This is a genomic window from Streptomyces sp. NPDC050610 (genome assembly GCF_040654875.1).
GTDB lineage: Bacteria > Actinomycetota > Actinomycetes > Streptomycetales > Streptomycetaceae > Streptomyces.
On record NZ_JBFAIV010000014.1, the window covers coordinates 148,388 to 167,758 of the forward strand.

The 19,371-nt window shown below is 73.4% G+C and carries 12 protein-coding genes and 1 pseudogene; 2 read left to right on the forward strand and 11 right to left on the reverse strand.

The features are described from left to right. The first annotated feature begins 408 nt into the window (after window positions 1-408). A complete protein-coding gene (locus AB0I22_RS19240; protein ID WP_363131998.1) occupies window positions 409-855 on the forward strand; it encodes an ATP-binding protein in 447 nt (148 codons plus the stop codon). Between the two features lie 306 nt (window positions 856-1,161). Here AB0I22_RS19240 and AB0I22_RS19245 read toward each other — a convergent pair whose 3' ends face one another. Continuing rightward, window positions 1,162-1,410 (reverse strand): hypothetical protein, encoded by a 249-nt coding sequence (locus tag AB0I22_RS19245; protein WP_363131999.1) that lies wholly within the window; start codon window positions 1,408-1,410, stop codon window positions 1,162-1,164. Window positions 1,411-1,484: 74 nt separating this feature from the next. Between AB0I22_RS19245 and AB0I22_RS19250 the strand changes: the two are divergent. After that, a pseudogene (locus tag AB0I22_RS19250) lies at window positions 1,485-1,808 on the forward strand (ATP-binding protein); the annotation flags it as partial. Here the strand turns inward: AB0I22_RS19250 and AB0I22_RS19255 are convergent. The 10 genes from AB0I22_RS19255 to AB0I22_RS19300 all read right to left on the reverse strand — a co-directional run bounded on the left by AB0I22_RS19255 (window position 1,805) and on the right by AB0I22_RS19300 (window position 19,296). Beyond that, on the reverse strand, window positions 1,805-2,239 hold the full coding sequence (locus AB0I22_RS19255) for a helix-turn-helix domain-containing protein (protein WP_363132000.1): 435 nt from the start codon (window positions 2,237-2,239) through the stop codon (window positions 1,805-1,807). The pseudogene AB0I22_RS19250 and the gene AB0I22_RS19255 overlap by 4 nt on opposite strands. Before the next feature lie 324 nt (window positions 2,240-2,563). Then, a complete protein-coding gene (locus AB0I22_RS19260; protein ID WP_363132001.1) occupies window positions 2,564-3,670 on the reverse strand; it encodes a thiopeptide maturation pyridine synthase in 1,107 nt (368 codons plus the stop codon). Then, a complete protein-coding gene (locus tag AB0I22_RS19265) occupies window positions 3,667-6,081 on the reverse strand; it encodes a lantibiotic dehydratase (protein WP_363132002.1) in 2,415 nt (804 codons plus the stop codon). The genes AB0I22_RS19260 and AB0I22_RS19265 overlap by 4 nt, the downstream gene beginning before the upstream one ends. Next, window positions 6,078-8,459: a TOMM precursor leader peptide-binding protein gene (locus AB0I22_RS19270; protein WP_363132003.1), complete on the reverse strand. Its 2,382-nt coding sequence runs from the start codon at window positions 8,457-8,459 to the stop codon at window positions 6,078-6,080. The genes AB0I22_RS19265 and AB0I22_RS19270 overlap by 4 nt, the downstream gene beginning before the upstream one ends. Before the next feature lie 13 nt (window positions 8,460-8,472). After that, the gene (locus tag AB0I22_RS19275; protein ID WP_363132004.1) at window positions 8,473-10,002 is read right to left on the reverse strand and encodes a nitroreductase family protein; all 1,530 of its coding nucleotides are present in this window, start codon (window positions 10,000-10,002) and stop codon (window positions 8,473-8,475) included. A 3-nt stretch (window positions 10,003-10,005) separates the two neighbouring features. Next, complete coding sequence (locus AB0I22_RS19280; RefSeq protein WP_363132005.1) at window positions 10,006-10,995, reverse strand: lantibiotic dehydratase C-terminal domain-containing protein; 990 nt, start codon at window positions 10,993-10,995, stop codon at window positions 10,006-10,008. After that, on the reverse strand, window positions 10,988-13,795 hold the full coding sequence (locus AB0I22_RS19285) for a lantibiotic dehydratase (protein WP_363132006.1): 2,808 nt from the start codon (window positions 13,793-13,795) through the stop codon (window positions 10,988-10,990). Before AB0I22_RS19285 ends, AB0I22_RS19280 begins: the two co-directional genes overlap by 8 nt. After that, window positions 13,795-15,498 (reverse strand): SagB family peptide dehydrogenase, encoded by a 1,704-nt coding sequence (locus AB0I22_RS19290; RefSeq protein ID WP_363132007.1) that lies wholly within the window; start codon window positions 15,496-15,498, stop codon window positions 13,795-13,797. Before AB0I22_RS19290 ends, AB0I22_RS19285 begins: the two co-directional genes overlap by 1 nt. Next, window positions 15,495-17,234 (reverse strand): TOMM precursor leader peptide-binding protein, encoded by a 1,740-nt coding sequence (locus AB0I22_RS19295; RefSeq protein ID WP_363132008.1) that lies wholly within the window; start codon window positions 17,232-17,234, stop codon window positions 15,495-15,497. Before AB0I22_RS19295 ends, AB0I22_RS19290 begins: the two co-directional genes overlap by 4 nt. Next, window positions 17,227-19,296 carry a hypothetical protein gene (locus AB0I22_RS19300; protein WP_363132009.1) on the reverse strand — a complete coding sequence of 690 codons (2,070 nt, stop codon included), beginning with the start codon at window positions 19,294-19,296 and terminating at the stop codon, window positions 17,227-17,229. Before AB0I22_RS19300 ends, AB0I22_RS19295 begins: the two co-directional genes overlap by 8 nt. Window positions 19,297-19,371 lie beyond the last annotated feature (75 nt).

Consider the following 19,371-nt stretch of genomic DNA (forward strand, 5'->3'; position numbering starts at 1 on the left):
CTTGGGCCATGTGACCCTCCCCGCCTTCCAGTTCCGAACCGATGAACCGTCGAGGCCGCCAAGTCGGCCCGTCAAACGACCCACGGCTCTGTTCACAGCATCAGCGAAGCTGTTGGAGCTGTAACCGTGTTCGGTCATCCACGCCTCAAGAGCGGCGTTACGCGTGGTGTCCATCTGTGCACGGTAGCTCTCGCGCCATCCATTCGTCAGGTGAATACGAGGTCAAATCGCCCTAAGTGGGGCCTCAGATGCCTGTCTCATCACCCTGACTGGGCCGGCCTGATCCAGGGTTATCTGTTTGCTGGTCGCCCGTCATCGCCGTACGGGCGACTGTTGACGGCTCGGTCCGCCCCGAGGCTCTTCGGGAATGCGGGTCGGGCGCCGAGACGACACGAAGGCTCCACCGCAATGACGAGTCTCAGTAAGTCTGTTCAGGCCGCCTGCGCCGGCCGCCCCGTCTACAGCCAGACCTTCCCTTGCGAGCCGCCCACGGCCGAGATCGGCCGCAAGATCGTCCGGGATGTCCTCGGCGTGTGGCATCTCAAAGACCTCTCCGACCGTGCCGCCTTGGTCGTCACGGAACTGATCGCGAATGCTGTCGGCCACACCCCGTGTCGCGAAATCCGCCTCGTCGTAGGAAGGCCGTCGTCGGCATGGGTGCGCGTCGCGGTCGTGGACCGGGAGCCGTCGCGTCTGCCGGCTCTCGGTCGGGCCGCGTTCGATGACGAGTCGGGTCGCGGTCTGCTTCTCATCGACTCACTGGCCGACCGCTGGGGCTGCGACCTGCGCGGCTCAGGGAGGCGCCCATGGGGCAAAGAGGTCTGGGCAGAGTTCCGTATCGAGGACGACGGGTGAACGTTCTGGCCGCGATGCACCAGGGCCTCCCGGAGTTCGTACGCCTTCGGCCTCGCCAGCAGATGGCCATGGACTGCGCCCTTTGCGCCCGCCCGCTGGGGGCGAACGGGCGGGTGCTCGGCGAGGTGCGCCATCTGGGACTGCCGTTCCGGCTCTGGGGTTGCGCGCCGAACTGCCGGGCGTCATAGCGGCCGGCTGGCCAGCTGGGTATGGAGGGAGTCTCACTGGAGGGCAGGCATCACGAGGCCAGCGGCACGGGGGAGGCGGGAGGCGCGAGGGCTGTAGAGGAGGCAGTCGGCAGCGCCTCTACGGCTGCGCCGGTCCGTCCTCGGCGACCTCGATGCCGTACGCCTGGACCAGTTCCTCCAGGCCGCCCTTGTGTCCCTTGCCGCCGATGGCGAAGTCCCAGTCGCCGCCGGCGCAGACGAGCGCGCACACGTCCAGGGCGACGCCGCCCGACCGGTACATGCCGAGGATGTTGTACTCGTCCTCGTCCGACGGGTCCTCGACCGGTAGACCTGGACCCCAATCACCGCCCGGCAGGCGCGACCCCACGACAGGCTGAAACGCACCGGTCGCCGCCGATCCCGTCGTCTCGCTAACATTAATGTTACTAACATTGACGTTAGTATCTTGCCGCCACCAGCGCGTCGCCCGGGGCGGACCTGGAGCGGCTCGGCCAGGACGCCCGGTCGTCCAGCCTCCCGCTGGCGAGCCTGGTGTCCGAGGCCCGCCCGGCGAGTTGGGACGCGGCCTTCGACGTACTGGCGGCGGCGCTTCCGCAGGACCGGGCGAGCGTGGTGGCCATGGACGAGGTGCCCTACCTGATGGACGGCGCGGGCGCGTTCGAGGGCATGCTCCAGCGGGCCTGGGACCGGGTGCTGGAGAAGAAACCGGTGCTGCTGGTGCTCATCGGCTCCGACCTGTCGATGATGGAGGCGCTGAACAGCTACGAGGCCAGAGGTACGGGGGAGGCGGAATCGGCTCTGGGGTTCGCGTCGGTACAGCTGTGCCGGCGGTCGTACTCCGCCTGGTGGGCCCGTATCTCGTCCGCGTTCGCGCCCACCCAGGCGTATACCTGGCCGAAGACCTCCCAGATGGATTCGCCGAGGGGGGTGAGGGAGTACTCGACCCCGACCGGGGAGGTCGGCAGGACGCGTCGTCTGATCATGCCGTTGCGCTCCAGGCGGCGGAGGGTCTGGGTCAGGACGCGTTGGGTGACGCCTTCGAGGTGGCGCTTGATCTCGTTGAATCTTCTGGGCTCGTCGAGGACGGCCAGTACCGTCATCGACCACTTGTCGGCGATCTGGTCGAGGATCGGGCGACTGGGGCCATCGGAGCGGTAGAGGGCGTCGGGGGCGTTACTGCTCTCCAGAGTGGTCATGTCAGTACCTTTCGCGATCCTTAAGATGCTGAAAGCGCCTTGTTCCATTGAGGTGTTCATGGCGTGACTTGCGGCCGGGACGCACTCGTGATCATTCTCAGCGTCGCCGCCGCGAAACTACCGACCCGCCGGGCCCCGGCCGCCCGCATCGCCGCCCGCATCGCCGTCACTCCGCCACCGCCCCGCCACCGCCCCGCTACCGCTCGGCCTCCGACCGTACGGCGGACGCGTGTGATGCACGATGCGCGAGGTGCTCGCGAGGTGGTTTTATGTGTTTGATTTTGCGTGGTCTTGGTGTGGGGAACGCGGGGGAAGGCGTACGGGCTACAGGCGGCCGCCGCTGTCGACGAAGCCGATCAGGTCCTGGATGCGGTCCATCGCGGTCACCCCGTGCACGTCCTCGACGGCGCGGGAGACCACGTGGCAGATCAGGTTGCGCTCCAGTTCGCCGAGGCCGAGCCGGTACATGTTGAGGTACAGCCAGTTGAGGACCACCCGGTACTGCTGGAAGGTGTTCCAGCCGCCCAACTGGTCGGCCGCCGGCCGGTGGCCGCCGAGGGCCTGGTGGAACGGGCTGCGGTCGGACCAGGCGCTCCAGGTCGAACCCCACGCCTGCGGGGCGCCGTTCTCGTCCGTGTTCAGCGCCAGCTCACCGGCCTCTATCAGCCGGTTGGCCCGGTCGCGGTAGCCGAGCAGGATGTCCAGGAGGGCGGGGAACGGCAGGGCGTCGTGGTAGTCGGCGGCCGCGGTCAGCTCGGTGACCCGCCGCCGGAAATGCTCCGCGTTGGCGTCGTAGACGCGGTCGAACCGTACGCGCAGCGCGTCGGGCATCTTCGCCAGGTAGGCGTCGGCGTGGCCGCGGAAGGACAGGTAGCCGTAGGTCACCGGCGGGAGGAAGCGGTGCGCCGCCGCGATGAACAGGTCGACCGCGAGCGCCATCTTCGACCCGCCGCCGCGGGCCCAGTCGAGGATGGAGAAGACGACGTCGTTGGTGTCGACGTAGTAGTCGGCGAGCAGGTCCGCGGCGGCCTGTCCGCCCAGTACGCCGAGGCGCCGGTCGTAGGGCTCCGTCTCGACCGTGTTGTTGGCCGCCCAGGGCGTCAACGGGCCCTGTTCCCGCTCCTGTTGGGCGAGGCGTACGTGCTGGGTCCGCGTCGCCCGCTCGTCCAGGGCCGCGGTGGACGGGCGCGTCCGCACGTACTCCTGGAGTATTCCGGCGGCGGCCGGCGCGACGACGTCGTGGAAGGCCTCGGCGCTCGCCTGGACCGGGATGCGGACGTGCGGCCCGCGTCGCCAGTGCGGCTGGTAGTACACGCGGTCCACCGAAGGGGCCACCGCCGCGATGAACGGGCGTACGGCGTCGAGCAGCAGATCGGTCCGGTCGCTGTCGTGGTGGAAGACGTTCACGCTGCGCCACAGGGGCTCTGTCATTTCCCGGCTCCTTCACGGCAGTTCAGCTCGATCACGTACTCGGTCACTCTCGGCAGGCCCTGGTGGTCGGCGAGCGCGGCCTCGGGCCCCGGCGCGACCTCGTAGAACAGCGCCGCGCTGCCCGGCTCCCCGGCCAGGCGCTCGAAGGCCAGCATGAGCGGCGGCGAGCCGATGTCGACGTACATCGGCTTCCGGGTGCGGTCGCCCGCGGCGGCTCCCGCCGCGATGGCGTCCATCCGCAGCACGGACACGAAGAAGCGGGGCGGTATGCCGTGCTCGGTAAGCCAGCTCGCCGCCGTGAGCAGGAAGTCCGCGTCGGACTGGCCGGGCGCGCGGCGCGGCAGGGTGCCCGCCTGGGCCACCCAGGCGGCCCGCCGGAGCACTACGCGCCCGATGGCGAGCCGCGGCGCGTGCAGTACGCGGCCCTGCCCGCGCCCGGCGCTCGCGTCGTGCCGCAGCGGCTGGTCGGGCCGCAGCAGGATGGGGTTCTCGCCGAACGCCTCGATCAGCAGGGCCATGACCGGCGGGAACTGCCGCTCGTAGGAGAGCCCGCCGTGCACGGGGCGGACGGCCGTACCGCCGTCGAACAGGGCCGGGAGCCCGTCGTCGCCCACGCCGACCGTCAGCCGGGCGGGCGGCGGGTAGTCGAGCCGGTCGGGCAGGGCGAGTTCGCGCTGGTTCAGCGAGGTGGCCAGGGTCTGGTCGAACTCCGCGTACATCGGCTCGCCCGGGTGCGCCGCGTCGACCGGCAGCGGTTCGCCGTCCGATACGTACCGCAGCAGGCGGCGCACCTGGGAACGACCCCGGCCGAAACCGGAGTTCACCGCGTTGACGATCAACTCGCCGTCAGATGAGTTGTATTGGATGTACGCGGCTACGGAACCGACCGGGCGCACCCAGTCCGGCAACGCGTCGAGCGCCCGCTCCAGCCGCCGCCGGTCCGGTAGCGCGCGCCGGACGTCGGCGATCAGGCCGACCAGGCTGCGCACCTCCGCGACCGGGCTGGCCGCGAGGGTGCCCGTGAGCCCGGACATGTCGAAGGCGACGGCGGCGGGGTGCAGCCGCATGGCCTCGTGCCCGTCGCGGACCAGCTCGGCGTAGAACCGGTCGAACGGCACCGGCGCCTCCGTGCCGAAGCGCTCCCGTACGAACGCGGCGACCGCCAGCTTGAAGGGCAGCGTGTGGTCGAAGACCGCGAGCAGCCGGCAGGCGGCGGTCAGGTCGTCCAGCAGGCCGCGCCACACCGGCAGTCCCGCTTCGACCACGACGCCGGGGACTACCGACTGCTCGGTCACGACGTCCCGCAGCTTGCCGGTGATGCCGTGGTCCAGGAGCCGCTCGCGCAGGGCCGGTCCGAGCGCGACCCGTTCCGTACCGCTCGCGCTCCCGTACGCGCGCAGCGCCTCCCGGAGCGGGTCCAGCGCGGGGGAGCGTTCCGCCAGCCGGCCCAGCGGGTCGACTCCGTGCTCGTCGAAGTCGGGCCGCGTCAGGAGCAGCCCGGCCGCCATGAGTGAACGCACGTACCCGGCCGCCTTCTCCGGCGGCGCGGGCAGGCCCGCCGCCAGCGCGTCGAGCGTCGGCCGCCCGGTCGCGGCGCGCAGGCAGTGCCGCAGCGCCGGGGTCAGCGGCAGGCTGAGCAGTTCCTCGGCCGGCGCCGGGCCGAGGAACCGGACGGAGTCGGCCACGACGCGCGCGCTCGGGTTCACCCGGACCGTCACCTCGGTCAGCGCGGCGGCCAGCGGGGCGAGGGCCGACAGGTCGAGTTCGACGACCGAGCGCGCCCGCTCGGTCGCGGTCCAGCGCAGCACCGGCCCGTCCGGTACGTACCGGCCGAGGCCGCTGGCCGTGAAGGTGCTGAACGGGCTGGTCTTGACGGCGGCCCGCGCGGCGTAGACGGCCAGCCGGGTCAGCTCCTTCCGCCCGGCCCGGCGCCGTGCCACCGCGTGCAGGGTGGGGCTGGCATGCGCGAGGCCCTGGCCGAAGCGGGGATCGGCGCTGATCTCCCGCAGCCGGGCGTGCACGGAGCGCTCCGCCTCGGCCAGTACGGTCGGCAACCCCGACCGATCGGCCCGGTGCCGACGCACGGCGAGCCCGAACTCGGCTATGGCGGCGTGGAGTTCCGTGCCCAGTGCGGCGGCGGCCAGTGGATCGGCGAGCAGCCGCGCGGGATCGCGCAGTTGGTGTACGGCCCGCCGCAGCGCGACCAGCTTCGGTTTGGCGGCCGGTTCGCGCAGGGCCCCGATCGCGGCGTGGCAGCGGTCGGACAGCTCCGCCGCGCGGGCCGTCAGCTCGGCGGCCGTACGTGCCGTCGTCGTCAGCGCGTGCCGCAGCCGCTGGTCGGCGAGCTGGTCGAGCACGGTCGCGGGGAGGCCCGCGACGCGCACCCCGAACGTGGTGGCGTGATGGGTCACGGGAACGGGTGGGGGTAGGGGTTGAGGTCGGCGTCCGCCAGCGGGCGCGGCGCGTACCCGAGCCGGTGGGGAACCTCCCGCAGCCGGGGCAGCCCGGTGGTCCGTCGGTTGCGGTGGCCGAAGGCCATGGGCAGGGCGCCGGGCGCGATCACCTTCACGCACGTCAGGCCGGCGGCCTCGTGCAGCGGCGACGTCTGGTCGACGACCACGACGTCCATGCCGCCCGCCAGCATCCGGCGGGTGGCCTCGGCGAGGTCGTCCCGCAGGTCGGTGTGGAGCGGCCAGGGCCCGTGGCCGTGCCTGTCCGGGCGGGGGCCGTTGGCTTGTGGGTCTGAGCCCGGCGCGCGGCCGGTCCGGTCCGGGCCGTTGGCTGGTGGCTTCGAGCCGGACCCGCTGTCGAGCCTGTCCGGGCCGGGGCCGCCCCCTTGCGGCTCCGAACCGCCCCCGCCCTGGCCCTCGCGCCCGGCCCGGTCCCAGCCCCCGCGCCCGGCCCGGTCCCAGCCCTCGCGCCCGGCCCGGTCCCAGCCCCCGCGGCCCAGCCGGTCCTCGCCCCCGCGCCCGCCCCGGTCCTCGCGCCCGACCCGGTCCCGGTCCTCGCCCTCGCGCCCGACCCGGTCCCGGTCCTCGCCCTCGCGCCCGGCCCGGTCCCGGTCCTCGCCCTCGCGCCCGGCCCGGTCCCGGTCCTCGCCCTCGCGCCCGGCCCGGTCCCAGCCCCCGCGGCCCAGCCGGTCCCCGCCCCCGCGCCCGACCCGGTCCCGGTCCTCGCGCCCGACCCGGTCCCGGTCCTCGCCCTCGCGCCCGACCCGGTCCCAGCCCCCGCGGCCCAGCCGGTCCCAGCCCGTCACGCGGTCGCCGTCGAGCAGGAACGAGAAGCGTTCGTACGCCTCCGGCGTCGCGGCGCACAGCGCGTGGTCGGGCATGACGCGCACCAGGTCGGGGTCGGCGGCCATCCGCCGGGCGCGGTCGGCCTCGGCGCGGTATCTGACCAGTTCCTGTTCGACGATGGGCGCGAGTTCCCCCAGCGCGGTGAGCACGGCGGCGGCCGGGTCGAGCGCCGATCCGCTGGTGCAGACGACCTTCGGCCGGGTGCCGTCGCCGGTGGTGTCCTCGGCCAGCACCCAGAACGCGGGGATACCCTCGGCGAGGGTCATGTCGAAGACCCGCACCCGGTATCCGGTGCGTTCCAGGCGTTCGACGACGAGCTTGACGCGCGGGTCGGGAGCGCGGGCGAGGTCCACCTCCGGCACGGGCAGCCGGGCGTACCAGGTCATCAGGAACGCGTCGCGCTCGACGACCTCCAGGATGCCGTGCAGGATCGCCTCCTCCAGGCAGCCGCCGAGCGCGCAGCCGTTGGAGATCTCGAAGGTGAACGGCTTGTCCGGCCGGTCCGCGCCGGGCCGCAGCGCCGTCCGGTAGTAGGCGTGGCTCTCCGGTACGAGCACGGGCCGGGCCTCGCGGAACGAGTACCCCCACACCCAGGACACCACCGCGTCCTCGGTGAACGGCTGGTAGGGGCAGTCCGGCTCCAGGTAGCGGTCCGGGGGGAACAGGCCGAGCGACCGCGGGTCGAGGGCCTCCTCGGCGAGTTCGGCGTAGCTGCCGCGTACGGTCGTCCGCTTGCCCCAGGGCCACTGGCCGCCGAGCCGTTCCAGCGCCTCGGCGACGGCGGTGGTCCGGCAGGAGGCGAAGTCGCGGGCGCGCCCGAACCCCGCCTCGCCCCGGTAGCCGTACTCGGTCAGGACCGCCTCGGCCAGCGGGAACAGCGCGTCGCGCAGTCCGCTGGGCGGGGCGACCACACCGGTCTCGGCGTCCACGTAGAGCCCGGTCAGCCGGGACTCGGAGAGTTCGCCGACCCTGGTGGCGTCCGCCCGGGGCTTGGGCCGCGACCGGGGCGTGATCGCGGCGCGTACGGCCGTGTCGTCGGGCAGCGCGCCGCAGACGCGGCAGAGCGGGTCCGGCAGGAACGCGTGCCGGGTCAGGGACAGGTCCCGCAGGCCGAGGTACCAGCAGCAGTCACCGGCGGCGCCCGCGTGCGCCAGTTCGCGCACGGTGTCGGCGGCGAAGCCCGTGAGCCAGCTCGACGGCCGCGACGCGATCCGGTCGGCCTTGCTCAACTCGGCCTCGTGTACGTCGCGTTGGGGCGCGCTGGACCGCCAGGTCTGTACGCACCAGACGCAGCCGGGCTCGCCGGGGCGGACGACCGGTCCGACGACGACCCGGTCGAGTTCGGTCCACACCGGCAGCCACGGCCCGCCCCGGTCGTGCGCCGCGGCCCAGCCGCCGGTGTCCCAGCCGTCGCGCGCCACGACCAGCATCGGCGGCGGGCGCAGGGCGAGGGCGTCGGCGAGCAGCCCGTCGCCGATTACCGTGTCGCTCACGTGTGGTTCTCCCTCACCAGGTCAGCCGGAACTCGGGGCGCGGCCCGGCCGGGTGCTCCGTGCCCAGCTGGGCCATCAGCAGGCTCCGCTTGCGCCCTTCCAGGCCGAACCAGCCGTCCAGCAGATGCGTGAGCACGTCGTTCTGAATCCGGCTCGCCACATCGATCGCCGCGGCGGCCAGGCAGGCGCGGTGCAGCGCGGCTCCGGCGGCGGCCTGCTGCACGCGGTACCAGCGGGCGCCGAACCGTTCCTCCGCCGCTTCGGCGTCCCCCACCGGCAGCAGCCACAGATTCCCCGTCCGCGCGCCCTGCTGGGTCAGGGCGGCCAGCGCCGCCTCGCGCAGCCGCTGCCGGGGATCGCCCTCGCTCACCAGCTCCAACTGGTGCTCGCCGGGCAGATAGCGGTAGGCGCCGGACGGGACGCCGGTCACGTCGGCGACGACGCAGTAGAACTCGACCAGGTTCACCGGCAGGTCCCAGCGCGGCTGCCGGCCGTAGGCGGTCAGGATCGTGGCCAGCGCGCCGGTCGACATCGCCGCGCCACTGAACCCGCGCATGGCCGCGTGCCGGGTCAGGGTGCCGGCCGCCAGATCCGGGACGGCGTGCGGCAGATCGATCCGCTTGCTCTCCGCCACGGGAGCGGGCGGGGGCGGGGGCGACGGCTCCGACCCCGCCTCGCGTACGGGCGCGGGCGCCGTCTCGGGTACGGGCGCCGGCTCCGCCCCCGGCTCGGGTACGGACGCTCGTACGGGCGTGAGCGGCAGCGGCTCCGGGCCGGGGCGGCTCTGCGCGAGTACGGCCGCGTGCGCGCCGGCCGCGCGCGGGAAGGCGGCCAGCGACGGGCCGCCGAACGCGGAGGGCACCGGCGGCACCAGCTCCACGACCGCGTGCACCCCCTCCTCCCGCGGATCGAGCCCCAGCAGCTCGGTGACGTCGGCGTCCGGGAAGCACAGCCGGGCCGTGGCGTCCTGGCCCTCCGCGACCACCAGCGCCTGCGCCACCTGGATGCCGGACTCCAGGCAGGCGAGGCGGTAGTACATCTCGCCGTACTTGGCGGCCAGCCGCCAGAACACGTTGGTCTGCACGAGGACCGTGGCGGCCGGCCGGGACGCGACCCAGCTCCGGTAGTCGCCCGCGCGCAGCCGCACCAGGTCGTGCCGGGCCGGATCGTAGTAGTGGACGCCGGTGGGCGCCTCGGAGTCGGGTCCGGCGATCACGTACCACTCGGCGCTGTACCGGGCGCCCCCGGACGGCGTCGGCCGCCGGGTCACCAGCCACTGGAGCGGATCGTCGTCCGGGATGGCCTCGAAGCTGTCGGTGAAGGGCAGCATGTCCAGCGGGGTCAGCCACTGCGACCGGGTGATGCCGCCCAGGTCGGCGAGCAGCCTGCCGAGCCGGTGCCCGGACTTCTCCGGGGGCCAGGGCAGGGGGTGCCGGGGTGCGCCGGGGTAGCTCTTGACCAGCCGGGGCGGGTACGCCTGCGGGTTCGCCACCTCGGTCGGGGTGTGGACTTCGTCCTGGTAGCGCGTCGCCTCATCGCTCACGGGTCACACTGCGCACAGGTCGAACGCGGTCCTGGTCAGCAGCAGCCGCAGGTGGGTCTCCTGGGCGAGGCCGATGCCGAGCCGGTTGCACATGAGGTGCGCGCACCGTTCCACGATCAGCTGCGGCACCAGGTGGTTGATGTGCTCCAGCACGTCGGCCGGGGCGTCGAAGACGGGGTAGGAGTCGAGTTGGGCGTCGAGGCGGCCCAGCAGCTCCAGTTCGACCAGGGTGTCGTTGAGGTCCCGTACGGTCGCGAGCCAGTTGCTCGCCACGGACCCGTCCGGCAGCGCCACGCCCCGCGTCGACGCCCACACCGCCTCCAGCCCGGCGCGCAGCTGGGCCTTGTTCGCCTCGAAGTGCCGCTCGAACTCCTCCGATCCCAGCAGCTTCGCCGCCGTGCCCCCGCTCTCCACCATGAACCGCGTCTGGTAGGCGAGTTCGGGCAGGATGCCGGTGAACAGCGTGCGGTTGCCGCACAGCATGGCGTAGGCGTCCATGGCGCGCTGCCCCGGCGTGCGGCCGCGGACGATCAGTTCGAGGGCCACCGCGCTGGCCGCCATGAGCTGCTTCTCGACCGCTTCCAGCGCCCGGCCCGTGCCGAACACCGCGGTCTCCGGCACGTAGTCGATGAACGCGACCGAGTTGTCCGGGTGCAGCACGGTGTCGTAGTCGGCCATGCGCTCCACCGCGGCGAGCGCGGGCGCGGACTCGGCGTAGTCCTCCGCGCTCATCGAGGACCGCGACGGCGACGCGCGGTAGAACTCGGCTGCCGTCTCCTCGATGGCCGTACGGACCTCCTGGACGTGTTCCGGCGCGGCGAGCACGCGCAGCCGGACGTGCGGTCCGCCCTCCCAGTAGCGGAGGAAGAAGAAGCCGTCCGCGTGTCCGGCCCGGCGCAGCCGCTCGACCGCGGGCCTGACGGCTCCGACGATCAAGGCGTCCTGATCGCCGTGGTAGAAGAGGTGGGCGCTGACCCAGCGGCGCTCAGACATATCTGACTCCAGGCTCGTTGAGTTCCACGATGTACTCGGCGACGCGCTCGCCGCGGACCTGGCCGGGGTCCGGCACCATCTCGCTGATCTGCACGATCGCGTTCGGCTCGGTGAGCCGGCGCTCCAGTCCGAGCAGCAGGAGCATGCTCGCGAAGTCGACGTAGTTCGGCTTGACGCCGTTGTTCGGGCCCCGGCCGTTCTCGCTCGGACCGCCCTGGCCGTTCTGACCGCTCTGACCGCCCTGGCCGTTCTGGCCGTTCTGACCGCCCTGGCCGTTCTGGCCGTTCTGACCGCTCTGGCCGCTCTGGCCGCTCTGGCCCAGCGTCGCCGAGTCGAGGACGGTGACGAAGCACCGTTCGGGGATGCCGTGTTCGGCCAGCCAGCCGGCGATCCTCAGCAGCCAGGCCGCGTCGGTCGCGGCGTCCGCGCGCCGGGGCAGCCGGTCCGCGCGGGTCAGCCACATCGCGCGCCGCAGCACGACCTTGCCCACCATCAGCCGGGGCAGGCGGCGCACGCCGCTGTCCGCGCGCGGGTCCGAGGTCATGCGCAGCTCGGTGTGCGCGCCGAACCAGGTGTTGGACTCGCCGAACGCCTCCACCATGAACCGCGCGGCGGGCGGCAGCAGCCGGTCGCCGAGGCCCGGGTGCACCGGGCAGATCGGCCGGCCGAGCCGCCGCGACACCAGCGCGAGCAGCCCGTCGCCGCCGCGCCGCACGTACAGGTCGTTGACCGGCAGCAGGTCCTCGCGCTCCCGCACGCTGCGCACACCGGGGTAGTCGACGGCCAGCCGGACGCCGGGCTTGCGGACGTTGACCGCGGACCGGGCCACGGCCTCGAACTCGGCGAAGAGCACGTCGTCGCGGCCCGCGGCCAGCCCCGGTTCGGCCGGTGCGCCGGCGTGCAGGTCGAGCCCGTCCAGGATCTGCCGGACCCGGTTGCGGCCGCGGCCGAAGCCGCAGTTGATGTTGTTGACCACCAGCTCCGGGCCGCCGTGCGCGTCATCCCCGCGCTTGTCCTCACCGCGTTCGTCGTCACCTCGCGCGGCGTCCGCGAGCTGGCAGTAGATCGCCACGGACGTCGGCGTACGGACCCAGGACGGCCACTCCTCGGCCAGCGCGCGCACCTCCTCGGGGCCGACCCGCACCACTCCGTCCGCGTCGGGCGTCCGCCCGCCCAGCAGCCGCTTGCCCGCCGCACGGAGCCGGTGCAGTTCCCGTACGGCCTCGACCGGGCTGTCCTCGCCGGCGAACCGGCTGAGCGCCGGGCGGCGCGGCCCGCCCGCGGCCGGGTCCGACGAGGCCGCGGCGGACTGCTCGGCCAGCACGTCCCGGTAGAACACCACCAGCGGGACCTCCGCCCCGGCCGGGTACCGGCTCCGGAACAGCGCGCCGAGCGCGAGCTTGAACGGCAGATCGGGCCCGATCAGGCCGAGCAGCGTGCGTACCGCGTCGAGGTCGTCGAGCAGCGGCTGCCAGCTCTTCCGGTCGAGCACGGCCGCCGTGCCGGGGTGCACCGCGTTCTCGTAGAAGCTGTACCGCCCGAACTCCTGGGTCAGCTTCGGGCTGTCCAGGTGGGCGTGGTCGCCCACCTCGCGCAGCGCCGCGTCCAGACCGCGGATCACGGCGTCGCGGACCGGTACCCGGTCGCCGGGCGCGGTGATCGTCGGATAGCTCGACAGCGCCTCGTGCACCCCGTGCAGCGTCCGGTCCAGCCGGGCCAGGCCGGGCCGCCCGAGCCGGCGCAGCCAGGCGCGCAGGTCGGCCACCGGGTCCGGGGCCTGGTCGGCGAGCGGCGGCACCAGCTCCAGCACGCCCAGCGTCACCAGGCGGCGGAGGAACACGTCGACCTGCCGCTCGTCGGCGGCCCGGGCCAGCAGCCGGTCCCGCAGGCCGCCCAGCGTGCTCTCGTGCCCGGTCAGTTCCAGCACCCGGCGCAGGGTCGGGGTGAGGGCGAGGCTGTGCACGTGCTCGACCGGGCGGCGGCCCAGGAACACCAGCACCTCGTCGGCGACCGTGGCGCTGGGGTTGATCCGGACGCGGCAGTCGCCGGCGACCTCCGGGCGTTCGTAGACGGCGCGCGCGATCCGGTGCAGCGACCCGATGCTGATCTCGGTGGCCGTCGCCGCGGCGATCCCCAGCCGCGCCGGCGCCCCCACGACATCGTCGGACCGGCTCCAGGCGGCCAGGCCGCTGCTGGTGAACGTGGAGTACGGGCTGGTCTTCGCCGCGGAACGGGCGAGGTACTGCGCCAACCGCAGCACGCTCTGGCGCTGCGGCGCCCGCCCGGTGTCGGACCACTTGCGCAGGGCCCAGAACATGTCCGGGTTGGCGTGCACGAGGCCCAGTTGGAACGCGGGCAGCGCGGCCGAGGCGCGCAGCGACTCGTAGCTCGCGGCCTGGTCGTCCTTGAGCTGCTCCTCCAGCGCGCCCAGCAGGCCGTCGCGGCGGGCGAGCCGCGCCAGCCATTCCCCGACCGGGGCGACCAGGCCGGCCGGCAGGTCGGCCAGGCGCGCGGGATCGACGCGGCGGCCGCGGTGCACGGCCCTGCGCACCGCGACGAGCCGCGCCTTGCGCTCCCCGTCGCCCGCGGCGCCGATCGCCGCGTGCAGCCGGTCCGACAACTCGCCCCTCGCGATGTCGATTTCGGCGCGCAGCCGTACGAGCTCCTGGGCGGTCTCCCAGCTCCGCGCGCAGCGCAGGCCGTCCAGCGCGGCGACCGGGCTGCCGGCCAGGCGCACCACGGCGGCCGGGCCGAGCCGGTAGCGCGCGGCGTCGGAGCGGGCTTCTTTCAGGCTGTCCATCAGTTCACCGCCTCGGGTTCGACAGGAACGATCACCCGTCCGCCGGGCCCGGTCCGGGCCAGCAGGATCTGGAAGACGGGGGTGTGGCGCCGCTCGGTGAGTCCGAGGGCCGCCCGGACCCCGTCGGCGTGGTACGCGTTGACGATCCGGCCGGACAGGCCCTGCGCCGCGGCGGCGACGCACACGCGGTGCGCGAGCAGCCCGGCCTCCTGGTTCAGCACCCGGTAGCCGCGGTCGCCGAACGTGCCGAACGCCCAGTCGCGGTCGCCCACGAGATGGACGACGGCGTTCATGCCCCGGAAGACCGGCCCGGGGATGGTGACGCGCTCGATCGCGGTGAGGGCGTCGACGCCGGGCTCCGCGGGGGCGACCGGGAGCAGCGCGCCGGTGTCCGGGTCGAGTCGGTAGGCGCCCGCCGGAATCCCGACGAGATCGCCGACCGTCAGGAAGATCTCCAACGGGGCCGGCGCGCCCGCCGGGACGGTGTCGGTGGCGACCCCGGCGCGGATACGGGCGAGCCGCGTCCACAGTTCGACCCCGTCGACCTGCGAGGAAACCGGCCGGAAGATCCCGGGGCCGGAGTCGCGGGCCCGCAGGACGGCCGCCAGGTTCGCCTCCGGGACCACGGCCTCGGGCAGCGGCAGCGGGTCGGCGGCGTACGCACCGGCCGCGTACGCACCGGGCGCGACCGGAAGGGCCGTGGTGAAGGCCGCGGTGTCCGTGCGCCGGGACGCGCGATCGACCTCGGTCAGCGTCGGGCAGGTCCGCGCGACCTCCAGCCCGCTGCGCACCACGGTCGGCCGGATCGCCTCGACGGTCGCGGCCAGCGCGGCGGCGGTTTCCGTGACGGGTTCGCGTCGTGGGTTGGTGGCGGTTTCTGTGACGGGTTCGCGTCGTGGGTCGGTGGCGGTTTCCGTGACGGGTTCGCGCCGTACGCCTGCGGCCGTCTCTGCGACGGGTTCGTGCTGTGCGTCCGCGACCGTCTCCGCGACCGGCTCGCCCCGTACGTCCGCGGCGGCGCCGTGCAGCGGCAGGACCAGCAGGGCCGGTTCCTCGTCGCCGTCCAGTCCGAGCAGCTTGCCGACCGGCTCGTCGAGGAACTGGTGGTGCACGTGCGCCCGTAGCCCCATGGACCGTGCGACCAGGTCGAGGTTCCCGGCGAGCAGCCCGGCCTCCTGCGTGCACAGGCGGTAGGCGTACTCGCGGTAGATGTACGCGACCTTGTTGAACAGCGCGGAGAGTACGAACACGGCCTCGGGCAGCGCGCCTTGGGCGCCGGCCGCCCTGGTCAGCAGCCGCCGGTGGTCGCCGTCCCGCAGCCGTACCAGCGCGTGGTGCGGCGCGTCGTAGTGGTAGACGCCGTCGGCCAGGCACACGTACAGCTGGACGCCGAACAGGCAGCGCGCGGACGCGACCATCCGGTGGTAGGGCCAGGTCCCGTTGGTGTCGAACTCCTGCCGGGAGATGCCGTAGCCGTAGCGCAGCAGCGTCGAGAGCGCCGTCTCGTCGAACGCCGCGACCTCGGACAGTTCCCGGGGCGTCGCGGTCGTCAGCGGGCGGCGGGGCAGGCCGCGGTAGAGCTTGAACTTCAGCGGCTCGTCCGGGTTGCCGTACTCCGACCGCCGGTCCGCCATCGCCTCGGCGAGGTCTTCCAGGGTGACCCGCCAGAACTCGCGGCCGACGCCGTCCTCGCGCCCGGTCATGGGAACGGGTGCGGGTGGGGGTTGAGCGCGCGGGGGAGACGGGGCAGTCCGGTCACCCGCCGGGCCGCGTGTCCGAAGGTCATCGGCACCGACCCCGGTGCCATCACCTTGACGCATGTGAAGCCTCCCGAGGCCTGTTCCGTGGAGGTGGTGTCGACGGCGACGACGTCCATGCCGGCCGCGGCGAACCGCCGGACGGCCTCGTCGAGGTCGGCGCCGATGTCGGTGCTGCCGGGCCAGCGCCAGCGTTCGAGCCCTTGCCGCCAGGTCGACGCCGCCGGGTCGTCCAGCAGGAAGGAGTACCGGTCGAACGTGTCCGGGTTCGCCGCGCAGAGCAGGTGGTCGGCCATCGAGCGGACCTCGTCCGGATGGCCGGTCAGGTGCTGGGCGCGGTCCTGCCAGCCCGGGTCGAGCGCGAGGATGCTCACGTACTCGACGGTCTGGCTGAGTTCGTGCAGCGCGGCCAGGATCGCCTCGGCCGGGTCCAGTCCGCTGCCGCCGGTCGAGACGGCCTTGGGCCGTCGCCCGGTGCCGGTGACGTCCTCGGCGAACGTCCAGAAGGACGGGATGCCGTGTTCCCGCGTGCTGTCGAAGATCCGTACCCGGTAGCCCCGCCGTGCGATGCGTTCGGCCACGAGCGGTATCCGGCGGTCGGGCACGGCGGCCGGGTCGATCTCGGGCAGCGGCGTACGCGCGTACCAGGCCATCAAGAACGCGTCGCGCTCGGCGACTTCGAGGACGCCGTGCAGCACCGCCTCCTCGTAGCAGCCGCCGAGGGCGCAGCCGCTGGAGATCTCGCACGCGAAGGCGGGGGCGCCGCCGCCGGACTTCGGCAGCCGGTAGTAGACGAAGTCCTCCGGTACGAGCACGGGCCGGTCCTGGCCGAACGACCAGCCCCACACCCAGTCGGCCACCGCGTCCTCGGTGAACTCCCGGTACGGGAAGCCGGGGGTGCGGTACCGGTCGGGGGGATACAGGCCGAGCGAGCGCGGGTCGATCGCGTCGTCGGCCACCTCCGCGTAACCGGCCCTGACGCTCGTACGCCTGCTCGTCGCGTACGCGGCGAGCCGTTCCAGCGACTCCGCCACCGCGATGGCCCGCGCGGACGTGAAATCCCGCGTACGGCCGTAGCCCGCGGCCTCCACTGAGCGGCCGGGCACCGCCATGACGGCCTCGGTGAACGGAAACGCGTGCTGCGTGTAGGAGGTGACCGAGGGGATCAGGCCGCTCTGCGCGTCGACATAGGCCGCGTCGAGCCCGGCCGGGTCCAGCCGGCGGACGCGGCTCGACCCGGGCGAGAGCTTCGGCCGCGCCTCCCGGACGATCCGCGCACCCTGCTCGGTGTCGGCGGGCAGGGCGGAGCACTTGGGGCAGCGCGGATCGGGCAGGAAGGCGTGCCGGGACATGGCGAGCGTGGCTGTGTCGATTATCCAGAACTGGTGGGTTGGCGGCACGGGTTGAGGCTTGGCGGGCGGCTCAGGTTCGGCCCCGGCCTTGGGTCCAGCCCCGGCTTCGGTCTCGGCCCCGGTCTTGGGGCCCGCCTCCGCCAGCTCGGTGACGGTGTCCGCCAGGAAGGTCGGCAGTTCGCGGCCGCGCACCTCGGCGGCCATCTCGGCGGTACGTTCGACCGTCGCCGAAGCGGTGCGCCGGGTGCGCAGGCACTCCGGGCAGCCCGGCGCCCACGGTCCGACGATCACCTGATGCGGTTCGAGCAGTACCTGGGGCCGATCAGCCATGGACGACCACGGCTCGCGCCACGAACGGACACATCCGGGCGAGGAGCGGGTCGTGGTCGAGCGGTACCGCCACCACACGGCCGCCTTCGCGCGTCAAGCTCGTCACGGCGTCTTCGAGGGTCACGGAGTCCGGCCGCGCTCCGGGTCCGCCGCGCAGGCCGACTGGCAGGTCGGGTACGGGCGTGGGCGCGTAACCGGGCTGGTCGGCGGCCCGGGACTGGTAGGCGAGCAGCGTCCGCTCCAGCCCCTTCTCCAGCGCGGCGTCGACGTCCAGGTCGCTCACGTAGGCGACGGTGGCGTCCGGAGTGCTGAACGCGAACGTGGGCAGCCCGAGCAGGGCGGTCAGGTCGTGGACCTGGACGCGCAGCTCGACGATCTCCAGCAGCTTCACGTAGCGCGCGGCGCGCGGAGTCAGCTCCGCGTCGGCCAGATCCAGCCGGGGGAAGGGCCCGGTGGCGTTCGCGAGCGCCGTGACAACGCTGTCATTCGCTGCCGCGACCACCGCGGCGCGCACGGCTTCGGGCCAGTCACTGCCGGAGGCCGCGGTGGCGGTGGCGGTGGCGGTTGCGATGGCGGCGGGGGCCTTGGCCGAGGCAGGGGCTTCGGCCGGGGCGGGGAAGACCTCCGCGGCGTCGACCGCGACCGGCTCACCGGTCAGCACGTCCAGGCCGTACAGCCGATCGCCCTTGCGGGGATCGTGCATGACGGCCGCGTACCGCTCGAACGCGTGCCGGACGGCGCGCTGTCGCGACTCGACCACGTTCTCGCCGCAGCCGTACACCGGGAACGGCCCGCCGGCCAGGCCGACGGGGTCGGAGACCACGACCTCGCTGACGAACAGCGGCAGTTGCTCGTAGTCGCGCTCGGTGATCTCGGCGAACACGCCGGTCCGCGGGTCGACGCAGTCCACCGCGCGCCGGGCCAGCTCCTCGTCGTCCACGGGCGGCGCGGTCGGCAGCGCGGTCAGCCGCGCCGGGTCGTCGGGGACGGCGGGCCGCGCGAGCGGGTGCGGCAGGAAGGGGTGCTTCGCGGTCTCCAGCGTCTCCAGGTCGAACCGGACCAGGTGATCGGCCCCGGTGTCCTGGTCGATGCCGGTGAGGTGCCGGAACGCGGCGAAGCACAGTTGGTTGGCGACCAGCGCGACCGTGGGGCCGCGCAGGAACTCGCTCACCGGGGCCTCGGGATGGTCGTCCAGGTCCGCGCCGGCGAGGTCCGGCGCGAGCGCGCGCAGCCGCCGCCAGGCCGATTCCCAGGCCGTGGCGTCGCCGTCCTTGCCGGTCACCGGGCCGATCCACGCGTCGTCGCCCACCACGACCGCCTGCGCGGACGCGGCGCCCGCGGCGGCGGCGCTACGGGACAGCCGCCGGGCGCGTCCGATCATGGGGCGGTCCGCTACGTGCAGCACCATGGCGGCACCGTCCGCGAGCCGGTCGACGGGGCCGAACTGCCGCCCGCCGGCATCCGGGGCGGACGACTGCCCTTCGGCGTCCAGATAGCCGTAGTCGATCCGCTGCTCGGGGTCCTGCTCGCGGGCCGCGGCGAGGTGTTCGGCGACGCGGTCGCGGTCGAACGGCGACTCGGCGAACGGCGCGAGCGACAGGGCGCGTACCCCGGAGCGCAGTTGCGAGTTGGCGAGGGCCTGGAGCAGCGGGCCGGACCCGGCCAGTACGAGGGCGCTGTCGCGGTATTCCTCGAAGCGCAGTTCCGGCGACTCCACGAAGTACTCGATAAAAGCGATGTTGGCCGCGTAGGTCTTGGCGACGTCGGCCGGCAGCGTGTGCGGGCGGTCCTCCAGTACGTTCTTCACGTACCCCTTGCCGAGCAGCAGCATCGTCAGCTTGGCCAGGCCGGAGCGGCTGGACTCCGGTACGGACGCGCACAGTTCGCCGAGTGTCCTGGTGCCGTCCAGCATCGGGGCGATCCGCTGAATCCATTCGTAGGTCGACGCGCCCTTGAGTATCGACCCGCCCAGATTGCTGCGGATGTAAGCGCCTTCCGGCACGCGCATGACGTATACGTCGCCACGCAGTCGCGGCCGTATTCGCTCGACATTGGCTTCCATGAACACCGCTTCTTCACGCATTCTCGATGTCTGGTCAGGAGGAGGACCGAGAGCCACCCGGTCCCCGTTCACAGC

Bases quoted from the DNA above. Each gene is read 5' to 3' on its own strand.
- AB0I22_RS19255 (WP_363132000.1), bottom strand. From the start codon at position 2,239: ATGACCACTCTGGAGAGCAGTAACGCCCCCGACGCCCTCTACCGCTCC.
- AB0I22_RS19300 (WP_363132009.1), bottom strand. From the start codon at position 19,296: ATGGAAGCCAATGTCGAGCGAATACGGCCGCGACTGCGTGGCGACGTA.
- AB0I22_RS19290 (WP_363132007.1), bottom strand. From the start codon at position 15,498: ATGACCGGGCGCGAGGACGGCGTCGGCCGCGAGTTCTGGCGGGTCACC.
- AB0I22_RS19280 (WP_363132005.1), bottom strand. From the start codon at position 10,995: ATGTCTGAGCGCCGCTGGGTCAGCGCCCACCTCTTCTACCACGGCGAT.
- AB0I22_RS19240 (WP_363131998.1), top strand. From the start codon at position 409: ATGACGAGTCTCAGTAAGTCTGTTCAGGCCGCCTGCGCCGGCCGCCCC.
- AB0I22_RS19260 (WP_363132001.1), bottom strand. From the start codon at position 3,670: ATGACAGAGCCCCTGTGGCGCAGCGTGAACGTCTTCCACCACGACAGC.
- AB0I22_RS19285 (WP_363132006.1), bottom strand. From the start codon at position 13,795: ATGGACAGCCTGAAAGAAGCCCGCTCCGACGCCGCGCGCTACCGGCTC.
- AB0I22_RS19295 (WP_363132008.1), bottom strand. From the start codon at position 17,234: ATGGCTGATCGGCCCCAGGTACTGCTCGAACCGCATCAGGTGATCGTC.